The organism is Gillisia hiemivivida (assembly GCF_007997295.1).
Lineage (GTDB): Bacteria > Bacteroidota > Bacteroidia > Flavobacteriales > Flavobacteriaceae > Gillisia > Gillisia hiemivivida.
On record NZ_VORY01000013.1, the window covers coordinates 32,547 to 46,565 of the forward strand.

At 34.7% G+C, this 14,019-nt stretch carries 11 protein-coding genes; 5 read left to right on the top strand and 6 right to left on the bottom strand.

What is annotated here, in order from left to right; translation table 11 throughout:
• Positions 1 to 791 precede the first annotated feature (791 nt).
• Positions 792 to 2,189: a class II fumarate hydratase gene (fumC, locus tag ES724_RS11170; RefSeq protein WP_146933020.1), complete on the bottom strand. Its 1,398-nt coding sequence runs from the start codon at positions 2,187 to 2,189 to the stop codon at positions 792 to 794.
• 207 nt (positions 2,190 to 2,396) lie between these two features.
• Between fumC and ES724_RS16510 the strand changes: the two genes are divergently transcribed.
• Positions 2,397 to 2,573, top strand: a complete 177-nt coding sequence (locus ES724_RS16510) for a hypothetical protein (protein WP_170249886.1) — start codon at positions 2,397 to 2,399, stop codon at positions 2,571 to 2,573.
• 104 nt (positions 2,574 to 2,677) lie between these two features.
• Here the strand turns inward: ES724_RS16510 and ES724_RS11175 are convergent, their stop codons facing one another.
• From ES724_RS11175 to prfB, 4 genes are all read right to left on the bottom strand, one after another.
• On the bottom strand, positions 2,678 to 5,176 hold the full coding sequence (locus ES724_RS11175) for a TonB-dependent receptor domain-containing protein (protein WP_146933022.1): 2,499 nt from the start codon (positions 5,174 to 5,176) through the stop codon (positions 2,678 to 2,680).
• Between the two features lie 83 nt (positions 5,177 to 5,259).
• Entirely contained in the window at positions 5,260 to 5,637 is a 378-nt protein-coding gene (locus ES724_RS16515) for a hypothetical protein (RefSeq protein ID WP_170249887.1), read from the bottom strand.
• Positions 5,638 to 5,671: 34 nt separating this feature from the next.
• The gene (gene arsC / locus ES724_RS11185; protein WP_026838749.1) at positions 5,672 to 6,016 is read right to left on the bottom strand and encodes an arsenate reductase (glutaredoxin); all 345 of its coding nucleotides are present in this window, start codon (positions 6,014 to 6,016) and stop codon (positions 5,672 to 5,674) included.
• A 57-nt stretch (positions 6,017 to 6,073) separates the two neighbouring features.
• A protein-coding gene (gene prfB, locus ES724_RS11190) for a peptide chain release factor 2 (protein ID WP_146933024.1) occupies positions 6,074 to 7,172 on the bottom strand; the annotation gives its coding sequence in 2 pieces (ribosomal slippage) (positions 6,074 to 7,108 and positions 7,110 to 7,172; 1,098 coding nt in all).
• A 97-nt stretch (positions 7,173 to 7,269) separates the two neighbouring features.
• Here prfB and ES724_RS11195 point away from each other — a divergent pair.
• The 3 genes from ES724_RS11195 (at position 7,270) to ES724_RS11205 (ending at position 11,344) form a co-directional block, all read left to right on the top strand.
• Positions 7,270 to 9,669, top strand: a complete 2,400-nt coding sequence (locus ES724_RS11195; RefSeq protein ID WP_146933026.1) for a zinc-dependent metalloprotease — start codon at positions 7,270 to 7,272, stop codon at positions 9,667 to 9,669.
• A 38-nt stretch (positions 9,670 to 9,707) separates the two neighbouring features.
• On the top strand, positions 9,708 to 10,736 hold the full coding sequence (locus tag ES724_RS11200; RefSeq protein WP_146933028.1) for a threonine aldolase family protein: 1,029 nt from the start codon (positions 9,708 to 9,710) through the stop codon (positions 10,734 to 10,736).
• 92 nt (positions 10,737 to 10,828) lie between these two features.
• On the top strand, positions 10,829 to 11,344 hold the full coding sequence (locus ES724_RS11205; protein WP_146933030.1) for a redoxin domain-containing protein: 516 nt from the start codon (positions 10,829 to 10,831) through the stop codon (positions 11,342 to 11,344).
• Between the two features lie 100 nt (positions 11,345 to 11,444).
• Here ES724_RS11205 and ES724_RS11210 read toward each other — a convergent pair whose 3' ends face one another.
• The gene (locus ES724_RS11210; RefSeq protein ID WP_146933032.1) at positions 11,445 to 11,768 is read right to left on the bottom strand and encodes a YbaB/EbfC family nucleoid-associated protein; all 324 of its coding nucleotides are present in this window, start codon (positions 11,766 to 11,768) and stop codon (positions 11,445 to 11,447) included.
• A 65-nt stretch (positions 11,769 to 11,833) separates the two neighbouring features.
• Here ES724_RS11210 and ES724_RS11215 point away from each other — a divergent pair, with 65 nt between their 5' ends.
• The gene (locus ES724_RS11215) at positions 11,834 to 13,972 is read left to right on the top strand and encodes a S9 family peptidase (protein WP_146933034.1); all 2,139 of its coding nucleotides are present in this window, start codon (positions 11,834 to 11,836) and stop codon (positions 13,970 to 13,972) included.
• The last annotated feature ends 47 nt before the right edge of the window (positions 13,973 to 14,019 follow it).

Consider the following 14,019-nt stretch of genomic DNA (forward strand, 5'->3'; position numbering starts at 1 on the left):
AATGAGATTCCTCCTCCGTCGGAATGACAAATCTCTTCTTGTGTCATTCTGAAAGGAGTGTAACGGATTGAAGAATCTCAATGAAGTTCAAGTTTTTTTACGGAGATTCCTCCTCCGTCGGAATGACAAATCTCTCCTAATGTCATTCTGAAAGGAGTGAAACAGATTGAAGAATCTCAATGAAGTTCAAGTTTTTTTACGGAGATTCCTCCTCCGTCGGAATGACAAATCTCTTCTTGTGTCATTCTGAAAGGAGTGAAACAGATTGAAGAATCTCAATGAAGTTCAAATTTTTTATTGAGACTCCTACTCTCTTGAAATGAAAACAACTTAATACTTAACTGTCACACTGAGACCCGTGATAAAAAAAATTATCTAGCGTAGGTTTTTTACGTATGATTGTTCCTAGTAGGTTTATCTTCTAAAGAAATTCTTTTTTGCAAGTGTAGTAGTTCCACGGCGTAAAATTTTCGAAGCCTTGGAGAAAATTTAGCCGTGGAAGTACGGTTCCAATTATGCGGTAGCATAATTGGAAACACCTACAAAAAAGTGTCCTTTTTTTGGTTCGTTTTTTTGGACACGCAAAAAAATGAACAATCTTAAAAATTAAACAGATCTTTACCGACCAGAGGGAGAGTATTCCAGATTCTTGAAATTACGTCAATGGTAGCCTATCGAAATGTGCTCAGCTCTAGAGCGGCTTCGACAGGCTCAACCTGACAAATTGCTAAAAAATAAAAGCCACCTCTTTCAAGGCAGCCTTTTGTATTGTATCGAATTGAAAAATCAAATTACTTCAATCCTCCAACCATATCTTTTGGTTTAACCCATTCGTCAAACTCTTCTTCAGTAACATAACCTAAATTCACAGCTTCTTGTTTTAAGGTAGTTCCGTTAGCATGCGCTGTGTTTGCGATCTCTGCAGCTTTATAATATCCAATCTTAGTATTCAAAGCAGTTACTAACATTAAGGAATTGTCTAAAAGTTCTTTGATCCTTTTCTTGTTAGGCTCAATACCTTGAGCACAATGCTCATCGAAAGAGGCACAGGCATCTCCAATTAATTGAGCACTTTGTAAGAAGTTAGCGGCCATAACTGGTTTAAAAACATTCAATTCAAACTGACCTTGCATTCCACCTACGCTTATTGCAACATCGTTCCCCATAACTTGTGCACAAACCATAGTTAATGCCTCACATTGCGTTGGATTCACTTTTCCAGGCATAATAGAAGAGCCAGGTTCGTTTGCAGGGATACTTATTTCTCCAATTCCACTTCTAGGTCCGGAGGAAAGCATTCTAATATCATTTCCAATTTTATTCAAGGAAACTGCCAATTGTTTTAAAGCACCATGAGATTCTACGAAAGCGTCGTGTGCAGCTAAGGCTTCAAACTTATTCGGGGCAGAAACAAAAGGAAGTCCAGTAAATTTTGCTATAAATTCAGACACTCTTTTAGAATATCCTTTTGGGGTATTCAATCCAGTTCCTACTGCAGTGCCACCTAGCGCAAGCTCAGCTAAATGAGGAAGTGTGTTTTCTAAAGCTTTAATTCCATGATCTAATTGCGCAACATACCCGCTAAATTCCTGTCCCAGGGTTAGGGGAGTGGCATCCATAAAATGGGTACGTCCAATCTTAACTACATCCTTAAATTCTTCAGATTTCTTTTTTAAGGTATTTCTCAATTTCAGAATTCCTGGCAAAGTAACTTCACTCACTTTTTTATAGGCAGCAATGTGCATTCCGGTTGGAAAGGTATCGTTAGAAGATTGTGATTTATTCACATCATCGTTTGGCTGAAGTGTTTTTTCTCCTTCTCCAATAGTTTTACCAGCAAGTTGATGCGCACGATTAGCGATCACTTCATTTAAATTCATATTACTCTGAGTACCACTTCCAGTTTGCCAGATCACCAAAGGAAATTGATCGTCGTGTTTTCCGGCTAGGATCTCCTCACATACTTGTGCTATATAATCTCTTTTTTCTACAGGTAGAGCTCCAAGTTCGCAGTTAGTAAAGGCTGCTGCCTTCTTTAAATAGGCAAAACCATATACTATTTCTAAAGGCATACTGCCTGCTGCGCCAATTTTGAAATTATTTTTGGAACGTTCGGTTTGTGCTCCCCACAACTTATCTGAAGGGACTTTCACTTCCCCCATTGTATCTTTCTCTATTCTGTAGTCCATAATTTTTTTCGATTAGATTACAAATTTACAGTTTCAAGTTTTTTATTTCTTTAAATTTTATACAAAATTTTTAAGTTTTTATATAGAATCCTCTATTAAAGTTGGATTCATCAAAAAATTGAAGTTTAATCTAAAAAATCAAATTTTATTTGGAAGACTGCAATAAGACTTACTATCTTTGCTTAGATTTAAAAATCTTTAGAAAATATGTTCGAATTTGATCAATACTTAGGCTTTATAGCTTTTTTAACTATTTTAACCATGGGATTTTGGCTAATGATTTTTTTAGTAGCAATTGTTCCTTATTGGATAGGCGGATCTGTTATGGAAATGCTTAAGGAAATGAGAGAAAAAAGAAAAAAGGAAAAAGAATTAAAGTCGTAAGATTTTTATTCTTTTCATTTTTACAGAGATAGTTATACTATAAATATATACCACAAAAAAGGTTGCCAATTTTGGCAACCTTTTTTTTTAATATGTTTTAGAGATTATCCTTCGAAGTCTCCTCCATCATCTTCTCCACCATTTTGTCTGTTTCTATTCTGATCTCTTTTCTTTTGATTGAACCTATAGATCAATGTAAGTGTAAATTGTCTTTCTCTCCATTGAAATTCGCTTTCCTGTATAAAACGATCTGTAGTAGTTAAAGAATTTCTCTTTCTCGAATTCAACAAATCTCTTACGTTAAAAGATAAAGTAGCACGTTCCTTGAATATTTCTTTACTTAACGCCAAGTCTAAAGAAAAGATACCATCAGATTGTGTTTGAGCGTTTTCTTGAGCGCCTCTATAAAAAGCATTTGTTTGAAAGTCTATATTTGCAGGCAAACTAACTTTAGAGCTAAATCTTCCAAACCAGCTGTTGTTTTTCGCGCCATAATCTATTCCATTAAAATCTCCTTCAGTTTTAAATTGAAAGAAATTCACACTTCCATTAAGTCTTAGCCATTTTGCAGGATTGTATAATACTCCGGCTTCTGCTCCAATACGCTCATTGGTGGCAAGGTTAATTGGAATAGTTCTAATAATTTCTATTCCTTCAAAGAATTCTCCTGTTCCTTGTTGTACTCTTTCAAAGGCATCTGTTTCGTATTGATAGTATACAGAAGAAGTTAGAGTTATTTTGTCCCATCGTTTTAGATATCCAAGATCAAAAGCGCTTGCATAGGATGGATTTAGATTAGGATTTCCTTGAAAAACATTGGTTCTACTGGCACGTGATGGGAAAGGATTAATCAACCAACCTCTAGGTCTGTTTATCCTTCTGTTATAACCAAGCGTAACATTTTCGGTTTCAGCAAGTTCGTAAATTAAATTTACTGTAGGGAAAAGCCCTAAGTAGTTATTATCAAAATCGGTATCAATATCAAAACCAAATGTATTTACCAGATCTTCTTCAGAAAACTCGGTATCTATAGTTCCTTTTAGTTGTGTGTTCTCTAATCTTAATCCTAGTAAAAATGAAAAGTCACCAAATTTGGTTCCGTATTGGGTATAAAGGGCATTGACATTTTCTGTATAATCAAAAATATTTGAAACCGTATCATTTCTAACTAATCTACCAGTAGCTTCATCTTCAATATTTAAATTGTAATCTGTTTCTTCATTTTCAAAATTCCCACGGAAACCTGCTTCAAATTGTGAATCTTCTCCAATTGGTAGCACGTAATCTGCTTGAATTAAATATTCATTTTGCTTCTCCTTAGTGAAAACTTCTTCTGAAGCTAAAAAAGGGTTTTCCTCAGCAGTATTATTTATTCTAACATTTTCTGTAATAAAAGCAGGCTCTTCTTCTTCATCACGTGCGTATTGAAAATCCATAGTTAACTTATGTCCTTCCTCATTGAATCTATTTACATAATTCAATGAAAACTGAAAACTTTTATCTTCTTCCGATTCTACTTCACGTCTTAGTGTTTCTTGAGCTAAAGCGTTATTCTGAAATTTCTGTGTGAGGTTGGTGGTGATATCTTCTCCATCGCCATATCTAAAAAAGGTACTAGCTGTAATAGAAGATTTATCGTTTAAATAATATTCCATTCCCAGATTGGTGTTGAAACCTTTGTTGGAACGATCATAATCTCTGTTTTCTAAAACTCTACCGAAATCTCCTTGGAAATAACGAGTATCAAAATTTCCACCTCCCGGACCAGATCTATAATTATATCCGGTAGTATTAAAAAGATTGTATTTATCTGTTCTTAAATTAACATTGGCAGTAATTCCATAGCTATCCGGATAACCAATATTAGTAGAAACAGAGCCATTAAAACCTAAAGTTTTGTCCTTTCTTAGGATGATGTTTATTATCCCCGCAGTTCCTTCAGCATCATATCTTGCGGATGGAGAAGTAATAACTTCCACACGGTCTATAGCCTCTGCTGGAAGTTGTCCTAATACATCTGTAGAACCAAAACCAGCCAAGGCAGATGGTTTTCCATTAATTAAAACACGAACGTTTTCATTTCCTCGAAGACTAATTGATCCTTCCACATCTACCGCCACAGATGGTACATTGCTCAATGCATCGCTTACAGTCCCTCCTTTGGTAGTAAGATCTTTCCCTATGTTATAGATTTTTTTATCTAATCTAACCTCTACCTGAGTGGTTTCTGCACGAATAACCACTTCATCTAAACTAGAAGAACTTATCCCTAATTCGATATTTCCAAGATCTAAATCGGATTCTACAGTTTGATTTTTAAAACTTTTTGGAGTATAGGATATGAACTCAATTGTGATGTTATAAACTCCAGGTGGAACTTTTATTGAAAATTCTCCGTTTATATCTGTAACCCCACCATCTAAGAATTCGGGATCACTGGGTCTGCTAATTGCAATCGTAGCATATTCTAAAGGAACATTTAAAGCATCATCTAATACTTTTCCTGAAATTGTATATTGTTTGGATTGAGAATAGCCCGAGTAAGGGCCGGAAATAAAAAAAATCAGCAAAAAGCTGAAAAGTATCATTCTTTTGAAGGTCATAACAATCTTTTCTTGTTAGACCTAATAAGAAAGAGAAGGTTTAAAAGACAATTGTTAAATAAGCCTTAAACTTTATAACGCATTTATGCATCCATTAATTCATTAGAGATTTTTTTGTTAACTCCTACATAGGCAGTGAATTGTGCACTTGTCAAGAATTTTCTTAACTTTTTATATTCTTTTTGCTGTGTGATTTTAAGATCTCTAATTATGAATTTTTGAGACCTATTTGAATTTATAATCTCATTTTTATGGATTGTATATTCAATAATAGTAGCCTCTAATTTTTTTGTTTGTTCTGGAGTAAGGCCCAATTTTTCTTTCCATTCTGAAGCAAGTTCAAAAGCGATCTCTCTAATCTCCTTAGAATTTTTATCGTGGAAATACATTTGTGCAAAAACAAAGCCTCCGACCAAAATAGTAGAAACCCCTAATAGTTGTATTCTATTTTTTAATTTCATGTTCAGCATTTTAAATAATTATATAAAATCCCAATTAGGATAATAGTTCACTTATTTTTGAGGAAGGCCTTCCTACAACTGCTTTTTCTTTATCTTCAACAATAGGCCTTTCAATTAATTTAGGATATTTGATTAATGCCAGCATAATATCCTCGCTACTTAATTCTTTGTGTTTAAATTCTTTTTTCCAAATTTCTTCGTTAGCTCTTACCAATTCAAGGGGAGACATACCAAGCTTTGCAATTAATTTCTCCAGCTCTTCTTCAGATAATGGAGTTTTTAAATATTCCCTTACATAGAAATCTTTTCCTGAACTTTGAACTAATGCTAATCCTTCTCTAGATTTACTGCATCGGGGGTTATGATAAACTGTGATCATACGTTGAGCTTAAAATACGCAATTAAAATTAATTTTTCAATAATAGGGAACAGAATATCAATCTTCATGCCGTTGTCCCATCATCATAAGATAGGCCTTTAAAAATGGGTCTATAGCACCATCCATGACTGCATCTACATTTCCTGTCTCTTCTGCCGTGCGAACATCTTTCACTAATTTATAGGGATGCATCACATAATTTCTTATTTGTGATCCCCATTCTATTTTCATTTTGGAGTCTTCTATTTCCCTACGTTGCGCCTGTTGCTTTTGAAGCTCGATCTCGTACAGCTGACTCTTTAAAAGTTGCATCGCTTTTGTTTTGTTCTCTAATTGAGAACGGGTCTCAGAATTTTCTATAACGATCCCGGTAGGAGCGTGACGCAACCTAACTGCAGTTTCCACCTTATTTACGTTTTGTCCACCAGCACCAGAAGAGCGCATCGTTTCCCATGAGATCTCCGAAGGATTTACATCTATTTCTATGCTATCATCTACAAGAGGATACACATATACCGAGGCAAAAGAAGTGTGTCTTTTTGCATTACTATCAAATGGGGAGATTCGTACCAATCTATGCACGCCATTCTCACCTTTTAACCAACCAAAAGCATATTCACCTTCAATCTCTATAGTGACTGTTTTAATTCCGGCAGATTCACCACTTTGATAATTTAGCTCTTTAAGTTTGAAACCTTTAGATTCAGCCCAACGAAGGTACATTCTCATGAGCATTTCCGCCCAATCGCAACTTTCTGTTCCTCCTGCACCCGCAGTAATTTGAAGCACTGCGCTTAAGTTATCACCTTCCTCAGAAAGCATATTTTTAAACTCGAGATCTTCAATTAATCCCAGCGCTTTTTCATGTCTATTTTCTACATCCTCTGCACTGGCTTCTTTCTCCTTATAGAACTCGTAAATAACCTCTAGATCTTCAACAAGCGTTTCACCAGCTAAATAATCGTCTACCCATTTTTTTTCAGCGTTAAGATCACGCATTAGGGTTTCTGCTTTTTTAGGATTGTCCCAAAAATCCGGGGCATATGTCTTCTCCTCTAAATTGGAGATTTCTATCTGTTTGGCATCAACGTCAAAGATACCTCCTTAACGCTACCAGGCGATCTCTAAGATCTTTTATATGTTCTGAAGTGATCATATCTGTTATTAATTTCAGTAAAAATAGAATTAAACATAGGTTCTTGAAACTATTTTACAATAATTTTATAGTTTTAGACAACTTTTAAAATCACTCTATGAAGCCATTTTTAGCTATTTTCCTGTTCCTCAGTATTACAAGCTCTTTTTACAGCCAAACTTCATCAGATAAAGAAAATCTTCAGAAATACAAAGGTTTTTTCAACTTTGAATATTCCGAGAAAGAGGATAAGATCTTTTTAGAGGTAAAGGATCTGGATACTGAATTTTTATATGTTCATTCTCTAACCACAGGAATTGGATCTAATGATGTTGGATTGGATAGAGGGCAGTTAGGTAATGAAGCTGTTGTTAAATTTATTAAGGCAGGGAATAAATTGCTTTTAATACAGCCAAACCTAAGATATATAGCTATCACAGAAAATGCTTTGGAGAAAAAGAGTGTAGAGGAAGCTTTCGCCACCTCCGTGTTATATGGATTCGAAATTAAAGAGAAAAAAGGCAATACCTACATTATAGATTTTACTCCCTTTTTAATGGAAGATGCTCATGGAGTTTCTGATAGATTAAAAAGTGGGAACCATGGGAGTTTTAGTTTAAATAAATCTAAGAGTGCATTATCTCTAGACCGAACCAAGGCTTTTCCAGAAAATGTGGAATTTGAAGCTTTATTAACTTTTGATGGAGAAGCAACAAGCCAGACCCTTAAAGAAGTACTACCTAATAATAATTCTATAACTGTAACCCAACATCATTCCTTTGTAAAATTACCTGATGATAAATATAAAAAACGAGCATTCGATCCCAGAAGCGGAGCGATCTATATTTCTTATTTAGACTATTCCACACCTGTTTTTGAGCCTATAGAAAAGCGATATATTACAAGGCATCGTTTAGCAAAGAAAGATCCTAGTAAAGAAATTAGTGAAGCGGTGGAGCCCATTATATATTATCTGGATCCCGGAACTCCAGAACCAGTAAAATCTGCACTTTTAGATGGTGCCAGATGGTGGAATGAAGCTTATGAAGCAATAGGTTACAAAAATGCTTTTCAGGTCAAGATGTTGCCCGAAGGAGCAGATCCGTTAGATGTGAGATATAATGTAATACAATGGGTACATAGATCTACCAGAGGATGGAGCTATGGAGCTAGTGTTATAGACCCAAGAACTGGAGAGATCATTAAAGGACATGTAAGTTTAGGGAGTTTAAGGATTCGTCAGGATTTTCTGATCGCTCAAGCACTGTTGAATAAACCTTTTGCTGAAAATGATAAAAATCATAATAAAATGATGGAAATGGCAATTGCCAGAATTCGTCAGTTGTCTGCTCATGAAGTTGGACATACCTTGGGGTTTGCTCATAATTTTGCAGCGAGTACCAATGAAAATTCTTCGGTTATGGATTACCCGCATCCTCAATTTAAACTTGAAAATGATGAGATCGTGGTTGATGATGCTTATAGTATTGGTGTTGGAGCATGGGATAAGATCACGGTAAAATATTCTTATGCAGATCTTCCTTCTGAAGTAAATGAAAGTGATTTTTTAAATGGAGTCTTAGCTGAGGCTGACGATCAAAAACTTCGTTTTATAACAGATAGTGATGCAAGAGCTTCTGGAGGAGCTAATGCTTTCGGGCATTTATGGGATAATGGAAGTTCTCCTACTGAAGGTTTAAAAGACTTGTTAGAAATAAGAAAGAAAGCCATTTCCAATTTTTCTGTAGATAATATAAGAACTGGAGAAGCTTATTCAACTTTAGAAGATGTGTTTGTTCCATTATATTTTCTGCATAGGTATCAAACCGAAGCGGTTTCGAAAGTTATTGGAGGTTTGGATTATTCGTATGCTGTAAAAGGGGATACACAAAAACCCGTAAAAACAGCTTCTGTTGAAGATCAAAGAAAGGCACTTTCTGTATATTTAAATACATTAAATGCTGAAGTTTTAGCTATTCCGAAAGATAAGTTGGAACTATTTCCACCAAGGGCTTATGGCTTTGGAAGGAGCAGGGAATCTTTCAAGAGTAATACTGGTGTTGCTTTTGATGCCTTTGGAGCTGCAGGAACGGCAAGTGTGCTTAGTTTGCAATATTTGCTTCATCCAGAAAGAGCCGCCAGACTAATTCAGCAAAAAACCTTAGATAATTCTCAATTGGGTTTAGACGAAGTATTGGAAGAATTAATTAATAGCACCCTTAAAAAGACTTTTAAAGACTCATATTTGCAGCAAGTTCAAAACACGATAAATTACAATGTTTTACAGTATCTGTTTAATTTGGCTGTGAATAAGGGGTCTATTCCGCAAGTGAAGGCCGTTACTAATTCTGTTATTAACTCTTTACAATCTTGGTTAGAATCAAATTCAAACAACGAGGTGTTTAGATCGCAACTTTTAAGGGAAATTGAACAGTTTAAAAAAGACCCAGAATTATTTAAGCCAATGATTCAGGCACCAGAAATTCCTGATGGGTCGCCAATTGGAAGTTATAATTAGAAAATTACAAGACTAAAAATTTATTCAGAAAAAAATATATGAAGGAAATAGATCTACGTAGCGATACAGTTACTCGTCCAACAAAAGAAATGTTGCAGGCTATTATGAGTGCAAAAGTTGGAGACGATGTTTATAAAGAAGATCCATCTGTAAATGAGTTAGAAAAGAAGTTAGCCACTATGTTTGGGAAAGATGAAGCTTTGTTTTTTCCAACAGGAAGTATGGCCAATCAGGCAGCAATTAAATTACATACACAACCAGCCGAGCAATTAATATGTGATAAATGGGCTCACGTTTATAATTATGAAGGAGGAGGAGTTTCTTTTAATAGTGGCGTTTCCTGTAAATTGGTAGACGGAGATCGTGGAATGATCACTGCGGCACAAGTAGAAGAGAATATCAATCCGCCAGATTTTTACCATAGTCCGTTAACGAGTTTGGTTTGTTTGGAAAACACCACCAATAAAGGTGGGGGCGCATGTTACGATCTGGAAGAGATCAAAAAGATTCGCAAGGTTTGTAATAAACATGGCCTAGGTTTACATCTAGATGGGGCAAGACTATTTAATGCATTGGTTGCAAAGGGAGAATCTCCTAAAGAATACGGGAAGTTGTTCGATACGATCTCTGTATGTCTTTCTAAAGGACTTGGAACTCCAATGGGATCTGTGTTAATTGGAAATTCAGATCTTATGAAAAACGCCATAAGAGTTAGAAAAGTGCTTGGAGGCGGGATGAGGCAAGTTGGATTTATGGCAGCAGCGGGTATCTACGCATTGGATAACCACGTGGAACGATTAGCCGATGACAATAAACGGGCGAAAGAAATAGGAAATACTTTAGCTGTTTTACCTTATATTCTAAAGGTGGAAACTGTAGAAACTAATATCGCGATCTTTTACTTAAAGGATGCTGCTAATGAGGAGAGTTTCATGAAGCAGCTTCAGAAGGAAAATATTAGAATTAGCAATATGGGCCACGGAAAGCTTAGAATTGTTACCCATTTAGATTATTCTGAAGAACAACATCAGAAATTTTTGAGAGTGCTGAGTGAGATTCAATTTTAGATTATATAAAAGTTAACAGAAGATTATAAAAATGAAGGAGGCTTAAACCTTTTAATTTCTATATTTTTCAAACAAATAAAATTAGCTAGAATATGAAGAATTTGATACCAAGGCAAGAAGTTCCAGAACTTATAATAGATACGGTAAATGGAATGACATGGAATCTTCGTGATCAGCAACCTAAGAATTTTACGATGGTTGTTTTTTATAGAGGCTTACATTGTCCAGTTTGTAAATCTTATTTAGAAGAATTGAATTCTAAAATAGATGAGTTTAGAGATAAAGGTGTAAATGTAGTATGTATAAGTTCCAATACGGGGTCACTAGCAGAAGAAACTACAACGAAATGGGATATTGAAAAATTAACTATTGGTTTTGATTTTTCTATTGAAAATGCAAGAAAATGGGATCTTTTTGTTTCTGAAGGAATCAGCGATAAAGAGCCAGATGTATTTTTTGAACCAGCTTTGTTTTTAATTAAACCAGATAGAACACTCTATGCGGCTTCAATACAAAGTATGCCGTTTGCAAGACCAAAATTCGATGACCTTTTAAAATCTATTTCATTTATTTTAAATGAAGATTATCCAGCTAGGGGAGAAGCTTAGTATTATAACAATTTAATAAAAATGGAGTCAAATGAGATACTACTTGTATTTCATTTGGCTCCATTTCATAATAGGAAAAGGTTTCTTCTGAAGCCTTTAATTATTTAAGCATATCTAAACCAGGAATATCTGGCATTCCGTCTTTAGCAACAGCAGCAAGCTCAGCTTCATTGATATCTGAAGCTTTGGTAATTGCTTTGTTCAAAGTTAATACCAGGTAATCTTCTAGTTGTTCTTTATCTTCTAATAGCTCATCTGCAATAGAAATATTTCTAATTTCTCTGGTTGCTGTAATAGTTACTTTTAAGAGACCATCGCTAGATTGCTCACCTATCAATACAGTCTTAAGGCGCTCTTTTGTAGCTTCAACTTTCTCTTGGGTTTCTTTGATTTTATTCATCATCCCCATCATATCTCCAAACATAGTTTTTTGTTTTATTAATTAATAAATACAAATTTATTAATTTACGAGACGATATAATACTAAAAATGAAAAGACTCATACTTTTTTTATTAGGAAGCCTTACCTTTGTGAATTCTAATATAATAGCACAAAATTACCCTGTATTGAAAACTGAAATTTATCCTCCAAAGGCTAAAAAGATTGCCAAAGAATTAAAAGCTCATAATACTATAAGAAACGACGATTACTATTGGATGAACGATAGAGAGAATCCAGAAGTTATTAGTTATCTCGAGCAGGAAAACGAATATAATGAGCAAATGACTGCACATACCAAGCAGTTTCAGTCAGATCTTTTTGATGAAATGAAAGCTAGGATCAAAGAAGATGACTCATCTGTTCCATACAAATTAAATGGATATTGGTATTTAACCCGATTTGAAAAAGGCAAAGACTATCCAATATATTCCAGAAAAAAAGAAAGTTTAGATGCCCCCGAGGAAATTTTATTCGATGTGAATGAGATGGCTAAAGGACATGAATATTACAGTTTGGGTGGATTAAATGTGAGTTCAGACAACAAATTGATAGCTTTTGGAGTAGATACCGTAAGTAGAAGAAATTATACTATTCAGGTTAAAAATCTTCAAACAGGAGAGATCCTTAAAGAAAAAATAAAAACCACTACTGGAGGTTCTACTTGGGCCAACGATAATAAAACCCTTTTTTATACTAAAAAAGACGATAAAACTTTACGTTCCAATCAGATTTATAAACATGTATTGGGGACTAAATCCAACGAGGATCAGTTAGTGTTTGAAGAAAAAGATGAAACTTATAACACCTATATCTACAAATCTAAATCTAAAAAATATTTAATAATTGGATGTCATAGCACCTTAACCAGTGAATATAGAATATTAGAGGCAGACAATCCTCATGGCGAATTTAGAATAGTGCAGTCTAGAGAAAGAAACTTAGAGTATGGTATCATGCATTTTGAAGATTCCTTTTATATTTTAACTAATAAAGATGGTGCAACTAATTTTAAATTAATGAAGACTCCGGAAGATAAAACCGGACAAGAAAATTGGGTTGAGGTAATCCCGCACAGGGAAGATTATTTATTGGAAGATATAGATATTTTTGAGCACTATCTTGTGATAAGCGAGAGAAATGATGGCTTAAATAAAATTAAGATCACCAAATGGCACTCAGATGAAAGTTATTATCTACCCTTCAATAATGAAACATACACTGTTTATACCAGTATAAATCCAGATTTCGACACAGATATACTAAGATATACTTACAATTCCTTAAACAATCCCACCTCTGTTATAGATTTCAACATGGCTACTAAAGAGAAAGTTGTACTTAAGGAACAAGAAGTAATAGGAGGAAAATTCAATAAAGAAAATTATAAATCAGAGCGTGTTTGGGCCACTGCCGAAGATGGAACAAAAATCCCTATTTCTCTTGTTTACAGGAAAGATCTAAAAATGGATGGTTCTAATCCTTTATTACAATACGCTTATGGATCTTATGGTTCTACAATAGACCCTTATTTTTCTAGTGTGCGCTTGAGCTTGTTGGACAGAGGTTTTGTTTATGCTATTGCTCATATTCGAGGGGGAGAGTATCTTGGAAGAGCTTGGTATGAAGATGGAAAGTTGCTTAAAAAGATGAATACTTTTACAGATTTTATAGATGTTTCAAAGTATTTAATAGACCAAAAATATACTTCAGAAGAACATTTGTACGCAATGGGCGGTTCCGCTGGTGGTTTATTGGTGGGAGCTGTTGTAAATATTGCTCCTGAACTTTATAATGGAATCATCGCTGCAGTACCATTTGTAGACGTAGTAACTACCATGCTAGATGATTCAATACCTCTTACTACTGGGGAGTATGATGAATGGGGGAACCCAAATGAGGAAGCATATTATAAGTATATGCTGACTTATTCGCCATACGATAATGTTGAGAAACAGTCTTATCCTAATATGCTTATTACAACTGGTTTACATGATTCTCAGGTTCAATATTGGGAGCCAGCAAAATGGGTTGCTAAATTAAGAGAATTAAAAATTGATAATAATAAATTGTTATTTCATATAAATATGGATGCAGGACATGGAGGTGCATCTGGTAGATTTGAAGCATTAAAAGAAGTAGCAGAAGAATATGCCTTTTTATTAGACTTGGAAGGAATTACCGAGTAATTAAAAAATTTGCCTTAAATTTGGGCGTTTTTGGGATTAAGATTGTT

Excerpts from the sequence above, each read along its gene's own strand:
- fumC (WP_146933020.1), bottom strand. The coding sequence starts at position 2,189 with ATGGACTACAGAATAGAGAAAGATACAATGGGGGAAGTGAAAGTCCCT.
- ES724_RS16510 (WP_170249886.1), top strand. The coding sequence starts at position 2,397 with ATGTTCGAATTTGATCAATACTTAGGCTTTATAGCTTTTTTAACTATT.
- ES724_RS11175 (WP_146933022.1), bottom strand. The coding sequence starts at position 5,176 with ATGACCTTCAAAAGAATGATACTTTTCAGCTTTTTGCTGATTTTTTTT.
- ES724_RS16515 (WP_170249887.1), bottom strand. The coding sequence starts at position 5,637 with ATGAAATTAAAAAATAGAATACAACTATTAGGGGTTTCTACTATTTTG.
- arsC (WP_026838749.1), bottom strand. The coding sequence starts at position 6,016 with ATGATCACAGTTTATCATAACCCCCGATGCAGTAAATCTAGAGAAGGA.
- ES724_RS11195 (WP_146933026.1), top strand. The coding sequence starts at position 7,270 with ATGAAGCCATTTTTAGCTATTTTCCTGTTCCTCAGTATTACAAGCTCT.
- ES724_RS11200 (WP_146933028.1), top strand. The coding sequence starts at position 9,708 with ATGAAGGAAATAGATCTACGTAGCGATACAGTTACTCGTCCAACAAAA.
- ES724_RS11205 (WP_146933030.1), top strand. The coding sequence starts at position 10,829 with ATGAAGAATTTGATACCAAGGCAAGAAGTTCCAGAACTTATAATAGAT.
- ES724_RS11210 (WP_146933032.1), bottom strand. The coding sequence starts at position 11,768 with ATGTTTGGAGATATGATGGGGATGATGAATAAAATCAAAGAAACCCAA.
- ES724_RS11215 (WP_146933034.1), top strand. The coding sequence starts at position 11,834 with ATGAAAAGACTCATACTTTTTTTATTAGGAAGCCTTACCTTTGTGAAT.